This window comes from Mesoflavibacter profundi (assembly GCF_014764305.1).
Lineage (GTDB): Bacteria > Bacteroidota > Bacteroidia > Flavobacteriales > Flavobacteriaceae > Mesoflavibacter > Mesoflavibacter profundi.
In genome coordinates, this window is the sequence record NZ_CP061703.1 from 2,999,382 (window position 1) to 3,013,820 (window position 14,439).

Here is a 14,439-nt window from a genome sequence, read left to right on the forward strand (position 1 = left end):
ATTTTACTATACATGTAAAGCTCTATCTTCAGTTGCTGCTAAAGCAGCTTCTTTGATAGCTTCTGCAAATGTTGGATGTGCATGAGACATACGCGAAATATCTTCGGCAGATGCTCTAAATTCCATAGCAGTTACTGCTTCTGCAATTAAGTCTGCACAACGTGCACCAATCATGTGTACACCTAATACTTCGTCTGTAGTTTCGTCTGCTAAGATTTTTACAAATCCATCTATATCACCACTTGCTCTTGCACGACCTAAAGCTCTAAACGGGAATTGTCCAACTTTGTATTTGGTTCCTGCTTCTTTAAGTTCTTCTTCTGTTTTTCCTACTGCTGCAACTTCAGGCCAAGTGTAAACTACACCAGGTATTAAGTTATAGTCAATATGTGGTTTTTGTCCAGCTAAAGTTTCGGCAACAAAAACACCTTCTTCTTCTGCTTTATGTGCTAACATTGCTCCTTTTATTACGTCTCCAATTGCGTAAATGTTACTTGCAGATGTTTGTAAGTGATCGTTTACTTCTACTTGTCCTCTATCATTAAGTTTTACTCCTGCAGCTTCGGCATTAAGTCCGTCTGTGTAAGGACGACGACCAACTGATACTAAACAGTAATCACCTTTAAACTCAACAACTTCGCCTTTTTTGTTTTCAGCTTTTACAACAACTTCATCACCGTTACGCTCTACAGATTGTACTTTGTGAGACACCATCATGTTGCATTTTGCTTTCTTAAAGACTTTATTAAGCTCTTTAGATAATCCTGCATCCATTGTTGGAAGGATACGATCCATATACTCTACAACTGTTACTTCTGCACCAAGACGTTTGTATACCTGTCCAAGCTCTAAACCTATAACGCCACCACCAATAATGATAAGGTGTTTAGGCACTTCTTTAAGTTTTAAAGCTTCAGTAGACGTAATTATTCTCTCTTTATCAATGTTAATAAATGGTAAGTTAGAAGGTTTAGATCCTGTTGCTATAATACTGTGTTTAGCTTCAATTTCTTCTTCTTTTTCACCTTTAATAGTGATGTGAGTTGCGTCTTTAAAACTTCCTACACCATGGTAAACATCAATGTTATTTTTTTTCATTAAAAAATCAATACCGCCTGTAGTTTGGTCTACTACAGATTGCTTACGCGCAATCATTTTTTCTAGGTTAACTTTGATTTCTCCAGGAATCTCGATTCCGTGTTCTTCAAAATGTTTTGTAGCTTCTTCGTAATGGTGAGAAGAACTTAATAATGCCTTACTAGGAATACATCCAACATTTAAACATGTACCACCTAAAGTTGAGTATTTTTCTATTAAAGCAGTTTTCATGCCTAATTGCGCACATCTAATTGCAGCTACATATCCACCAGGTCCAGAACCTATTATTGCTACATCGTATTGACTCATATGTATTGTTTTTTTCGCTTTCGCGGAAATTAAAATTTATTGATTTCTACTACAAAAGTACAATTTTGAATGATTATTAGCCAACGGATTTGATTTTTATTTGTGGCAATGACTTGAATTGAAATAAATAAAAAAAGCCTATAAATAAATCTACCATATGCATAGATCTAAAATAGACTTTTTTTCCCTAAAAAGATTAATAGCACTGTAAAGATGCTGTATTGTTTACTGGTTTACAATACTCAATTTGAGTATTTTTTAAATAAATAAATTATTTGCTTTTAATAAACCTTTTAATTCGCCAGTAGATGTAATTTTTAATTTTTTTAAAATGTTTCGTCTGTGTGTATCAACAGTATGCGAACTTATATTTAATTTTTCTGAAATCTCTTTGCTAGAATGATCCAATAATAACAACCTAATTACATCTCTTTCTCTATTTGAAATGCCATCTTTTAATAGCTTAGTAGAAAAGTTATTATAATAAATGGTTTCATACTCGTTATTCTTATTTAAAAGCTTTGCTGTAGCAGTAATTTGCATTTTTATTTTTGGATCTAAAACGGTGTAATGTGCTAATCCTATAATAGGCTTCATATCTGAATCAAACGCTAATGGTGTCGTGTTTTGAATGATATTTACATAGTTGTCTTTTGCATTTTTTATTCGATAATTCCATGTGTAATTTGCTTTAGGTCTATCGTCTTCCGGGATTTCATTCATTGTAAATTCCATAAGATTTGTCATAGCAGTTAACCAGACTTCAATGTCTTCAGGATGCATTCTACTCCAAAAATACCGCATACCTTTTGCTGATAGATCTTTAGCGTCTAATCCTAAACACGATTTAAAATTTTTGCTAACATATTCAAAAGTCAAGTCTTGCGTATTTGTGACGCAAAAAAAAGTAGAACTGTACGGTAAAAACGTATCCAATTCTATAATTTTTTTTATGTGAGTCTCTAAAGACGGTTTTGAATAAGAGTTGAAAATTGAATGATACAATTCTTTAATAGCAGAATACTTCATAAAAAATAAAGATTAACATTTACACATCTACAATATAAAAATTTATATTGAGATTGCTGTTGTATGCTTTACCTCGCTAATTACAAACATACTATGTGTACTACCAATATGTTTGATTTTAGTTAGTTTTTCTACCATAAATTCTCTAAAATCTTCCATATCCTTAACCACAACTTTTAATAAATAATCGTATTCGCCACTTATATGATGACATTCTATAACTTCTGTTAGTTTATTAACTTCTTTTTCAAATTGTATAACATAGTCTTGTAAATGCTGCGATAGTTTAATGTGGCAAAAGGCAACAAAAGTTTTATCAACTTTATCTTTTTTTACAAGAGCAACATATTTATTTATTACACCATTGTTTTCTAATTTTTTAATACGCTCAAAAACAGCAGTTACAGATAAATCTAATTGTAATGCTATTGCTTTATTAGTTTGCTTACTGTCTGATTGTAAGAGTTTTAAAAGTTTTCTGTCGATTTGATCTAATTTCATTTTTGAAAAATTTTCTGAAAATTATAAAGACTTCAAACAAAAATAAAATTATATACTATTAAAAAGTATAAAAACCGAATAATAATTTAAATAAAACCAAAGTGATTGATTATTTTACATAAATTTTAAATATTTGATGTATTAAAAACTATTACTTATGAAATTTAAACCAGCTAACAACATACAAGATTTACAATATTTTGGTGAATTTGGTGGCGTAAATCCATCAATTTCAGACTCGTCAACCTATACTTTTTTATCTGCAAAAACCATGTTTGATACTTTTGAAGGTAATGCAGATGGTTGTTATTTATATTCACGTCACTCTTCACCTTCAAATTTATATTTAGGTGAAGCTCTAGCCGCAATGGAAGGTACAGAAACTGCTAACGTTACAGCTTCAGGAATGGGTGCAATTACACCTGTAATTATGCAGCTTTGCGGAGCAGGCGATCATGTGGTTTCAAGCCGAACTATTTATGGCGGGACTTATGCGTTTTTGAAAAATTTTACACCAAGATTAAACATCTCTACAACCTTTGTTGACATTACTAAATTAGATGTTGTAGAAGCTGCAATTACCAAAAACACTAAAATTTTATACTGTGAAAGTGTAAGTAATCCTTTATTAGAAGTTGCAGACATTGAAGGCTTAGCTAAACTTGCTAAAAAGCATAATTTAAAATTAGTGGTAGATAATACGTTTTCGCCTTTATCAATTTCTCCTGCAAAATTAGGTGCAGATGTTGTTATCCATAGTTTAACCAAATTTATTAACGGTTCTAGTGATACCGTTGGTGGTGTTGTTTGTGGTACACAAGAATTTATCAACGATTTAAGAAATGTAAACGATGGAGCTTGCATGTTATTAGGATCTACAATGGATAGTCTTAGAGCTGCATCTATATTAAAAAACTTACGTACGTTACATATACGTATGCAACAACATAGTAAAAATGCTAGTTATTTAGCTGAGCAATTTGAAAAATTAGGATTGAAAACCGTTTATCCTGGATTACAATCGCATCCTTCACATCAGTTATTTAAATCTATGATGAATCCGCAATATGGGTTTGGCGGAATGCTTACCATTGATGTTGGAAGCTTAGATAAAGCAAATAGTTTAATGGAGCTAATGCAAGAAAAAAACCTAGGTTACTTAGCAGTAAGTTTAGGCTTTTATAAAACATTATTTTCTGCACCAGGAAGTTCTACATCTTCAGAAATTCCTGAAGAAGAACAAGCAGAAATGGGATTAAGCGATGGATTAATTAGATTTTCTATAGGCTTAGACGCAGACATAGATCGTACATTTAACATGATGGTTAATTGTATGAAAGATGTAGGCGTACTATAATTTTTTTAGTTTTAAGTTTAAAAAAAGCGTATTGAAATTCAATACGCTTTTTTATTTTCATTATTAAATAAGATTAATCATATTTGACTGATTCTATAGTAGCTCCAGATCCATCAGTTACTAAACTAATGTCTCCTCCAGCTGGATTTACAATTCTAAAATAAATATTATCGCCAGCATCTAAATGCACTATAGCAGATGTAGATAATGTATATTTTTCTCCAACATCTAACGCGCTATCAAAAGTCATTTTAGTTATTGTTCTATTAATAGCAGTTCCTGTTGATGATTTAGAGAAAAACAACTCAACTGTTTCATCCTCAGCATCATTATCATCAACTATATTCATAATTAAAGTGTAACTTAATCTATAATAACCACTTTTAGATATGGTTACATACATACCATTTGTAGCTATTGTTGTACCATAACCTACAAAAGTTCCTGTGTTTAATCTTATTATACCATTTCCTGTTACTGTTGTACCAGAAGCATTAACAATAGTTCCATTAATGCTTGTATCTGAAAAATATTTAATATAATCAGGTAAAACCCAAGTTGCATTACCATTTGCATCAGATTCTAACACCTTATCTACACCTTCATCTCCATTTACAATTCTTAATGTTCCGTTTAAATGAAGATTGGTTGTAGGAGAATTTGTGCCAATACCTACTCTAACATTTCCTGTATCATCACCTAAAGCAATAGTATTAGCGTTAGTCACATTTGTATTTTGTCCAATAGCTACACTATTTAAACCATCTGCAATAGCATTAGATCCTATTGCTATTGAATTGCTATTTGTTGCTTGAGCTAAGTTACCAATAGCTGTCGCATTTAAATTATCTGCTAAAGCATCGTAACCAATTGCAATAGTATTATCGTAATCTTTAGCATAAGAACTGTAACCAATTGCAACACCATAATTAGAATTTGATATAGCATCTGTACCTATTACAATATTGTCTGTTGCTCTTGAGGTTGAATTATAACCAATTGCAATATTTCTTTGTGCGTTTCTTGTTTCGGCATCAAAACCTAAAGAAATTCCATAAGCATTATTACCTTTTGCTGTATTACCTATAGCTATAGATCCTTGTCCACCAGCTGCGACTGCATCTGCTCCTATCGCAATAGTATTTGCATAGTCTTTTGCACTTGCATTATAGCCTAATGCTAAAGAGTTTGTGTTATTTGCAAAAGCAGTATTTCCTATTGCTAAAGCGCTTGCTCCAGTTGATTTTACGTCTCTTCCTATAGCTAAAGATTGATATCCAGATGCGATTGTTTTTACATTTCCGCCAGGATTACTAGAGTAACCTATTGCTAAAGCTTCTTGCGCTGTTGCTTCGGTTGCGATACCAATACTTGTAGAGTTATATCCTGAAGCTTCGGTATTGTAACCTATTGCATTATTAAAATTTTGTGTTGTGTTAGCTTGATAGCCTAAAGCCAAAGATTGATATCCAGAAGCATCTGTTTGATAACCTATAGAAACAGCATCGTTACTATTGGTTACTGCATTATATCCTAAAGTAACAGAACTTTGTGCGTTTGCAGTTGCATTTCTTCCCATAACTACAGCATCATTTACTGTAGATGTTGCTCCAAAACCAAATATTGCACTTCCGTTAGCGTCTAATCGTCCGATTTGCTGATTATTAACTTTTTGAACAAATGAATGATTAGAAGTTGTTCCTATAAACTCGGTTCCAGATCCAGAATTAAGATCATTTCCGTTTAAACTCCAATCTGTATTTGTTGGTGTCGCTGTGATTGCTACCCATTTACTTCCATCCCAATAATAAAATCCAGGTAAAACATCTAAGACTGTTGCAGTATTATAAATTAATAATCCAGTTGCAGGCGAAGAAATGGTTGTTGCATCTGTTGTCGAACTTAATGAAATTCTTGGTAATAATACACCTTTATTAGAGCTTGAAATATCTAAAATTGAAGACGGTGTAGGATTTGTTGTTCCTATTCCAACTTGTGCTTTTACATTAATTAAAGAAAAGGTAAGTAGAATGAAAAAGTAGCATTTTTTCATCTTAAAAAAATTTGGGTTATTTACACATTACAAATATACTTTTAGTAAGAATTTAACTACTAAATAACTTTGTGTAAAAACTCAATTTTTCGATAAAACTGTATAATTTTCCGACCAAAAACATTGCTTTAGTGTAATTTTAACACTTAAGTTTTAGTTTCCCTTTATTCTTTCAAAAAAAGCATTGGTTTGATCTTGATTTGGCAACCTATCAAAATCCTGTTTGATATTCCATCTTGCTCCATCTTTGTATAATTTAAATTTGAAAAGTGCCGAATTTTTATTTTCAGGATCAATAAACGGATATCTTAAATCGGTATAGATATAACTATTATCTTTTTTAGATTTTTCTATCTTAAAATAGTTATTACTAAACCATTTTAATGTAGTAATATCTCTATTTAACAGATTAATTCCTGCTGTGGATTTTTCAATTTTATGCCAATTAGAAAATGTTGTTTTTGAATCTAAAATAGAATAATAACCTGCATAATAATCAGTGTTAGTTTCTGCTACAGCGTACCAAAGTAAATTATTAAATAATGTTGGTTGTGATTGATAACGTAGGACGTTAATTTGTTTTTGCTCTAATGTAGATGTAAATACAGAATTTACATAAAGTTTATTCACACAAGTAATTATTAAATAGGCGCTGCTTAAAAATAGTCCAATCTTAGTAAACTTAACTCGTTTAGGATGATTTCGCTTATAAAACATCACAATAATTAAACAGATTAAAAATGGAATTGTATAAATTGGATCGACTACAGCAATGGTATTAAAAGCAACTCTATAATTGCTAATTGGCGTAAATAATTGTGTGCCATAAGGTGTAAAACTATCTAAAATAGGATGCGTTAATATTGAGAAAAAAAACAATAGCAGCCAATCTTTATAGTTTGTTTGATGTTTACGTTTATAGGTATTATAAAACTTGTAAACAACTAAAGCTATAATTGGTGTAAATAAAAATGCAAATAAAAACGAATGCATAAATCCACGATGAAATGCTGTAATATCAATTTCATTATTAAATAATAATTTACCAATAAACACATCTAAATCTGGAATTGTGCCACCAATAGCTCCAAAAAGCATGGCTTTATTTCCTATTTTTCTGCCTAAAGTTAACTCGCCACAAGCAGCGCCAAGTACGATTTGAGTTAAAGAATCCATATAAAATGCTAAAATAGAACATAGAATTGAATTTGCATAGCTCTGTCTAAAATCGTAACATTACATCTCTAAAAAACTAACTAATATGAAAGATAAAAACCTTTCTGATATCGAAATTAACGAGCAAAGAATTGTAGAAAACAAAGAGTTAAACCTTTTAGAAGCTTTAATTCCAGTAGTTTGTCTAATGGCTTTATTAGCTTATAATATATTTTTTGTTGAAGATCAAGAATGGTTTGGAGGTTATACTAATCAAATTATCTTATTAATTGGTGGTTGTATTGCTGCTGCTGTTGGTTTTTTTAACAAAGTTTCTTTTAACATTATGCTTAAAGAAATTTGGGAAAACCTAAAAAGTGTATTTGTTCCAATACTTATTTTATTTTTAGTTGGTGCTTTAGCTGGTACATGGCTTGTAAGCGGTATCATTCCTGCAATGGTTTATTATGGTTTACAAGTGTTAAGCCCAGAAATTTTCTTGCCAGCTTCTGTAGTTATAGCTGCAATTATTTCTATTGCTACAGGAAGTTCTTGGACAACATCTGCTACTGTAGGTATTGCACTTATTGGAATTGGTAGCGCGTTAGGTATTCCTACTGGAATGATTGCTGGTGCTGTAATATCTGGTGCGTATTTTGGTGATAAAATGTCTCCACTAAGCGATACTACCAACCTTGCTCCTGCTATGGCTGGAACAGACTTATTTACACATATTAGATATATGGCTTTTACTACTGTACCAACTATAATTGTTACATTAATAGTTTTTACAGTACTAAGCAGTACAATAGATACAACCGGTAATGCAGATTTAAGTGCGCTTTTAACTAGCATAGATAACACTTTTAATATTACACCTTTACTATTTATTGTTCCAGCAGTTGTAATAGCTTTGATTTTACTTAAAACAAAACCTTTAATAGCTTTACTTTCTGGAGTTATTCTAGCAGCTGTTTTTTCATTTATATTTCAACCAGACATATTAAATGGATTATCAGATTCAAAATTAAGCGCTATCATTAATGCAATTTTGACAGATACTAACATAGCTACAGACAACGAAAAGTTAAACGAATTATTCTCTTCTGGTGGAATGAACGGAATGATTTGGACCATTCTTCTAATTTGTTGTGCAATGGTATTTGGTGGTATCATGGATGCAATTGGTGCTTTAGCAAGAATCACTAACGAACTTCTTAAAATTGCAACTACCGTATTTGGTCTATTTGCAAGTACAGTTTTAAGTTGTTTAGGATTAAATGCAATTGCATCAGACCAATATTTAGCAATTGTTATTCCTGGAAAAATGTTTAAAAAAGCATTTAACGATAAAAATCTAGCACCAGAAAACTTAAGTCGTACTTTAGAAGATTCTGGTACAGTAACTTCTGTTTTAATTCCTTGGAACACTTGTGGCGCTTATCAAAGTGGCGTACTTGGTGTTGGTGTTGCAGAGTATTTTTGGTTTGCTATTTTTAATTGGTTAAGCCCAATTACAACATTAATATTTGCTGCATTTTCTATTAAAATTAGACAACTGACCCATAAATAATTTATAATAATTATAGTCTAAAATTATTACAATAAATAAAACTTATTACTTAATAAATATTTAAAATTTCATTAATATTTTAATAGTAATAACATGTTTATATTTGCGGCTTTAAAATTAATAATCAAAACAAATAAAACATGGCATTAGTAGGAAAACAATTTCCAGATTTAAATGTAGACGCAATGAACGAAATGGGTGATACATTCAAAATTAACGTTCTTGAAGAAGCAAAAAATAACAACAAAAAAGTATTATTATTTTGGTACCCAAAAGACTTTACTTTTGTATGCCCAACAGAATTACACGCGTTTCAAGCTGCTTTAGCTGAGTTTGAAAAAAGAAACACTATCGTAATTGGTGCTTCTTGTGATACTCCAGAGGTACACTTTGCTTGGTTAAACACAGCAAAAGACAATGGTGGTATCGAAGGTGTAACTTACCCAATCTTAGCAGATTCTAACCGTAACTTAGCTTCTACTTTAGGTATTTTAGATATTACTAATGAAACTTACAACGAAGAAACTGGTGTTGTAACTGTAGAAGGTGATAACGTAACTTACAGAGCTACATACATCATTGACGAAGAAGGTAACGTACAACACGAAAGTATTAACAACATGCCATTAGGTAGAAACGTTGGTGAATACTTAAGATTAATCGATGCGTTAACTCACGTTCAAGAAAAAGGAGAAGTTTGTCCAGCAAACTGGGAAGAAGGAAAAGAAGCAATGAATGCTAACAGAACTGGAGTTGCAGATTATTTAGCTGCACACGTAAACTAATTTCAAAAACATAAATAACACCAAATCCTAAAACAATGACGGATTTGGTGTTAATTATTTAAAATAAAAATATGCTACAAGAATTAAGTCAAGATAACTTACAAGAAATTATAAAATCTAATGATACAGTTGTTGTACAATACTCTGCAACTTGGTGCGGAAATTGTAGAATAATGAAACCTAAAGTAAAAAAATTAGCTAGCGAATTAGAAAACATTACGTTTGTAATAGCAGATGCCGAAAAATTTCCTGAGTCAAGAAAACTTGCTACAGTAGATAATCTACCAACATTTGCGACCTTTAAAAATGGTGAGTATGTAAATCAAGTACAGACTAATAAATTTGATGTTTTAAAAGAATTAGTTAACGAAGTAGCTTAGATTATGAAATTACCAGTTATAAAACACCTTACCCAATTTATAGAAGACAATGATGAAGATTACATCATAGAAACTATTGAAACTTTAGAAAACCTAACTGAAGTTCCTTCATTAAAAGATGAAGAATTAGATGTTATAGGCGAATTAATTTCTAATATGTATGGTGCTATTGAAGTTAATAAAATGATCAAAGATGGTACACCTAAAAAAGAAGCAGTAAATAATTTTATGCAACGCGTTTTAGGATCGATTGATAAATAAAAAAAACACTTCAATTGAAGTGTTTTTTTTTTATTCTAAGGTTTCAGCAATACTGTTGAAGCCTTTTTCTTTTGCGTAATCTATTGCTTTTTTTCCTTCATTATCAACAATGGTTTTATCTGCTTTATGTTTAAGCAATAGTTTTACCATATCTTCTTGATTGTACATTGCTGCATAAATTAATGCAGTAATACCAGCATTGTTTTTAGCATTTATATTTGCGTTATGTTGTAATAGTTTTTCAGCAATAGCTGTATTTCCTTTAAATGAAACACCAATCAAAGCTGTATTACCCGATGCATCTTTACCATTAACATCTACGTAGTGCTCTAACAATATTTCGGCAATATTTTCTTTATTAAAATAAGTTGCAAAAATTAACGGTGTAAAACCTCTTTGATCTTTAATATTAACCAAGTCTGGATTTCTGGTTAATTGTGCTTTTATATTGTCTTCATTGCCAGATTGTATTGTGGCAAAAAATAATTCGTTTTCTGTCATAGCTATATAAAATAAAAAGAGTGCTTGACACGCAAGCACTCTTAAATTAATTGTCTTTAATTATTTTTTTAAATCGTAACGATCTAAATTCATCACTTTAGTCCAAGCTTTTACAAAATCTTTTACAAATTTTTCTTGTGCATCATTTGCACCATAAAATTCTGCTACAGCTCTTAATTCGGTGTTAGAACCAAAAATTAAATCGGCACGAGTTCCTTTAAATTTTACTTCTCCAGTACGTCTGTCTCTACCTTCAAAATATCTATCGTCTTCACTTGTAGCACTCCATGTGTACGTAAAATCTAAAATATTAGTAAAGAAATCGTTAGTTAACGTTTCTTTTTTATCGGTAAATACACCGTAATCAGAACCATCATAATTTGCACCTAAAACTCTTAATCCTCCAACTAAAACAGTCATTTCTGGAACAGTAAGCGTTAAAAGATTAGCTTTATCTACTAATAAATCTTCTGCTGCAATTTCTAAATCAGATTTGATATAATTTCTAAATCCATCTGCAATTGGTCGCAAGTAATTAAATCCTTCTATATCTGTTTGTTCTTGTGAAGCATCGCCTCTACCTTGCGTAAATGGCACATCAATATTCTGACCTGCTTTTTTTGCAGCTTGTTCAACACCAACATTTCCCGCAAGTACAATTAAGTCTGCTATTGAAACTTCTCCTTCAAAATCGGTTTTAATACCTTCTAATTTTGATAAGACTTTATCTAATTCTTTTGGATTGTTAACTTCCCAACTTCTTTGTGGTTCTAAACGAAGTCTTCCGCCATTAGCGCCACCACGTTTATCTGACCCTCTAAAAGTTGAAGCAGATGCCCAAGCAGTAGTTACCATTTGTGATATCGATAATCCTGAATCTAAAATCATTTCTTTCAATTTAGAAATATCGACTTCAGAAAGTTTATAATTTACTTTAGGAATTGGATCTTGCCATAACAATTGTTCTTTTGGTACTTCAGGACCTAAATAACGATCTATTGGTCCCATATCTCTATGTGTTAATTTGTACCAAGCACGAGCAAAAGCATCTTCAAAAGCTTTATGATCTTTATGGAATTTCTGAGAAATTTTTAAATACTCAGGATCTGTTTTTAAAGCAATATCTGCAGTAGTCATCATTAAATCTTGAGTCCCATTTGGATCTCCAGCTTTTGGTGCTTTTCTAGCTTTTGAAGCTTCAGTTGGTTTCCATTGATGTGCTCCAGCAGGACTTTTGGTTAATTCCCAATCATAATTTAATAATACATCAAAATAATCGTGATCCCATTGTGTTGGGTTTGGTGTCCAAGCACCTTCTATTCCACTAGTAATTGTATCATCTAAAACTCCAGTACCAAATGTATTTTTCCAACCCGTACTCATTTCTTCAATGGAAGCTCCATGTGGCTCAACACCAACATATTTACTAGGATCTGCAGCTCCATGCGCTTTACCAAATGTATGTCCACCAGCGACTAATGCTACAGTTTCTTCATCATCCATCGCCATACGACCAAAAGTTTCTCTAACATCTTTAGCAGACCCCATTGGATCTGGATTACCGTCTGGTCCTTCTGGATTTACATAAATCCAACCCATCATTACTGCTGCTAAAGGATCTTCAAGATCTCTTTCTTCTACATCTTTACTGTCGCCATAACGCGCTTCATTTGCGCCCCATTCTGTTTCACTTCCCCAATATACATCTTGTTCTGGTTCCCATATATCTTCTCTTCCTCCTGCAAATCCAAAGGTTTTAAAGCCCATTGACTCTAAAGCACAATTACCTGCAAGTATCATTAAATCTGCCCAGGATATTTTACGACCGTATTTTTTCTTTATAGGCCAAAGTAAAAGTCTTGCTTTGTCAAGGTTACCATTATCTGGCCAACTATTAATTGGTGCGAATCTTTGATTACCGCCACCAGCGCCACCACGTCCATCTCCTACTCTATATGTTCCTGCACTGTGCCAAGCCATTCTAATCATAAATCCGCCATAATGACCATAATCTGCAGGCCACCAATCTTGAGAATCTGTCATTAAATCTATGACTTCTTGCTTAAGTTGATTATAATCAAGACTATTAAACTCTTTAGCATAATCAAAATCATCATCTAAAGGATTAGAATTTGGTGCATGTTGACGAAGTATATTTAATTTAAGCTCGTTTGGCCACCAATCGCAGTTTTTTACTCCGCCACCAGCTGTTTTTTTAACAGTTCCGCTTAAAAAAGGGCATTTTGCAGAACTTTCATTAATTTCAAAATTTTCACCATTTGGATTTTTGTCTGAATGAGGATTAGGTTGCATAATTATTTTAGTTTTTAGTATTATTTGTCTGGATTAAAATTAGAGATATAATTTACAAAAAATATTACATTAAAATTGATTGTTATTATTTTAAAATAGTTTTAAACTATAGCTTTAACAATTATTATAATTTTTTGTAATTATTCTGTTAAAAAATTCTTCATTAAAATTTTTAGTAGTCAATATTGTAGTATTTTAGTCTAAAATTAAATTATACTTAAATGGCTAAAATAACTTTAGGAGGCAATCCTGTTGAAACTATTGGTGATTTACCTAACGTTGGGATAAAAGCACCAAACTTTACACTTATTACTAAAGATTTATCTGAAAAAAAATTAGAAGACTACACTGGCAATAAAGTTGTTCTTAATATTTTTCCAAGTGTAGATACTGGTACTTGTGCTACTTCTGTAAGGACTTTTAATAAAAAAGCATCTGAAGTTGAAAACACTAAAATACTTTGTATATCAAGAGACTTACCATTTGCTCAAGCGCGTTTTTGTGGTGCAGAAGGCATAGAAAACGTAGAAATGTTATCGGATTTTAAATCTGGTGATTTTGGTAAATCTTATGGGTTAAATTTTAAAAACGGACCTTTTGAAACTTTACATTCTAGATGTATCGTTGTTCTTGATGAACAAGGTAATGTCTTACATACCGAACAAGTGCAAGAAGTTGCAGACGAACCTAACTATGAAGCTGCATTAAATGCTTTAAAGAAATAAATGCATCAAAAAAAAGAACCTTTTTTAATAAATCGTATTAAAAGTGTAAAATATGCCTTTTTGGGTATGTTGCGCTTAATACAAACAGAAGCCAGCATTAAAATTCAATTTGTTATTGCTATTCTAATGACTATTGCTGGCTTCTATTTTTCTATATCTACTACAGAGTGGATTATGCAATGCTTTGCTATAGGACTTGTTATGAGTATAGAAGGTGTTAATACTGCTATAGAAGAAATTGCAAATTTTATTCATCCAAACCATCATCCAAAAATTGGAATTATTAAAGATGTTGCAGCTGGAGCTGTTTTTATTGCTTCAATTTCTGCAAGTATTATAGGTTTAATAATTTACATTCCTAAGATTTTTTAAACAATTATCCATTAGGATAAACGTTAA

The 14,439-nt window shown here is 31.6% G+C and carries 14 protein-coding genes; 7 read left to right on the forward strand and 7 right to left on the reverse strand.

The annotated features are described in order from the left end of the window. Window positions 1-6: 6 nt before the first annotated feature. The 3 genes from lpdA to IFB02_RS13500 all read right to left on the reverse strand — a co-directional run bounded on the left by lpdA (window position 7) and on the right by IFB02_RS13500 (window position 2,937). Window positions 7-1,407: a dihydrolipoyl dehydrogenase gene (gene lpdA, locus IFB02_RS13490; RefSeq protein ID WP_106688893.1), complete on the reverse strand. Its 1,401-nt coding sequence runs from the start codon at window positions 1,405-1,407 to the stop codon at window positions 7-9. A gap of 258 nt (window positions 1,408-1,665) precedes the next feature. Next, window positions 1,666-2,436 (reverse strand): response regulator transcription factor, encoded by a 771-nt coding sequence (locus IFB02_RS13495; RefSeq protein WP_106688894.1) that lies wholly within the window; start codon window positions 2,434-2,436, stop codon window positions 1,666-1,668. Between the two features lie 42 nt (window positions 2,437-2,478). Beyond that, window positions 2,479-2,937: an Lrp/AsnC family transcriptional regulator gene (locus tag IFB02_RS13500; protein ID WP_106688895.1), complete on the reverse strand. Its 459-nt coding sequence runs from the start codon at window positions 2,935-2,937 to the stop codon at window positions 2,479-2,481. Window positions 2,938-3,094: 157 nt separating this feature from the next. Here IFB02_RS13500 and IFB02_RS13505 point away from each other — a divergent pair, with 157 nt between their 5' ends. Beyond that, window positions 3,095-4,294, forward strand: a complete 1,200-nt coding sequence (locus IFB02_RS13505) for an aminotransferase class I/II-fold pyridoxal phosphate-dependent enzyme (RefSeq protein WP_106688896.1) — start codon at window positions 3,095-3,097, stop codon at window positions 4,292-4,294. A 73-nt stretch (window positions 4,295-4,367) separates the two neighbouring features. On the opposite strand, the gene IFB02_RS13510 is transcribed toward IFB02_RS13505, so the two are convergent. Together IFB02_RS13510 and IFB02_RS13515 are read right to left on the reverse strand one after the other, a co-directional pair. Beyond that, window positions 4,368-6,347 carry a hypothetical protein gene (locus IFB02_RS13510; RefSeq protein ID WP_106688897.1) on the reverse strand — a complete coding sequence of 660 codons (1,980 nt, stop codon included), beginning with the start codon at window positions 6,345-6,347 and terminating at the stop codon, window positions 4,368-4,370. Between the two features lie 153 nt (window positions 6,348-6,500). After that, on the reverse strand, window positions 6,501-7,523 hold the full coding sequence (locus tag IFB02_RS13515; protein ID WP_106688898.1) for a metal-dependent hydrolase: 1,023 nt from the start codon (window positions 7,521-7,523) through the stop codon (window positions 6,501-6,503). A gap of 85 nt (window positions 7,524-7,608) precedes the next feature. On the opposite strand from IFB02_RS13515, the gene nhaC reads away from it, so the two are divergent. From nhaC to IFB02_RS13535, 4 genes are all read left to right on the forward strand, one after another. Then, complete coding sequence (nhaC, locus tag IFB02_RS13520; protein ID WP_106688899.1) at window positions 7,609-9,075, forward strand: Na+/H+ antiporter NhaC; 1,467 nt, start codon at window positions 7,609-7,611, stop codon at window positions 9,073-9,075. A 140-nt stretch (window positions 9,076-9,215) separates the two neighbouring features. Then, window positions 9,216-9,860, forward strand: coding sequence for a peroxiredoxin (locus IFB02_RS13525; protein WP_106688900.1), 645 nt, complete (start codon window positions 9,216-9,218; stop codon window positions 9,858-9,860). A gap of 71 nt (window positions 9,861-9,931) precedes the next feature. Beyond that, window positions 9,932-10,240, forward strand: a complete 309-nt coding sequence (locus tag IFB02_RS13530) for a thioredoxin family protein (RefSeq protein ID WP_106688901.1) — start codon at window positions 9,932-9,934, stop codon at window positions 10,238-10,240. Between the two features lie 3 nt (window positions 10,241-10,243). Continuing rightward, window positions 10,244-10,501, forward strand: coding sequence for a DUF6952 family protein (locus tag IFB02_RS13535; protein WP_106688902.1), 258 nt, complete (start codon window positions 10,244-10,246; stop codon window positions 10,499-10,501). 30 nt (window positions 10,502-10,531) lie between these two features. Here IFB02_RS13535 and IFB02_RS13540 read toward each other — a convergent pair whose 3' ends face one another. Continuing rightward, on the reverse strand, window positions 10,532-11,002 hold the full coding sequence (locus IFB02_RS13540) for an ankyrin repeat domain-containing protein (protein WP_106688903.1): 471 nt from the start codon (window positions 11,000-11,002) through the stop codon (window positions 10,532-10,534). Window positions 11,003-11,062: 60 nt separating this feature from the next. Next, a complete protein-coding gene (gene katG, locus IFB02_RS13545; protein WP_191072866.1) occupies window positions 11,063-13,315 on the reverse strand; it encodes a catalase/peroxidase HPI in 2,253 nt (750 codons plus the stop codon). Between the two features lie 221 nt (window positions 13,316-13,536). On the opposite strand from katG, the gene tpx reads away from it, so the two are divergent. Both tpx and IFB02_RS13555 read left to right on the forward strand, forming a co-directional pair. Beyond that, window positions 13,537-14,040 carry a thiol peroxidase gene (gene tpx, locus IFB02_RS13550; RefSeq protein ID WP_106688905.1) on the forward strand — a complete coding sequence of 168 codons (504 nt, stop codon included), beginning with the start codon at window positions 13,537-13,539 and terminating at the stop codon, window positions 14,038-14,040. Further along, window positions 14,041-14,412: a diacylglycerol kinase gene (locus IFB02_RS13555; protein WP_106688906.1), complete on the forward strand. Its 372-nt coding sequence runs from the start codon at window positions 14,041-14,043 to the stop codon at window positions 14,410-14,412. The last annotated feature ends 27 nt before the right edge of the window (window positions 14,413-14,439 follow it).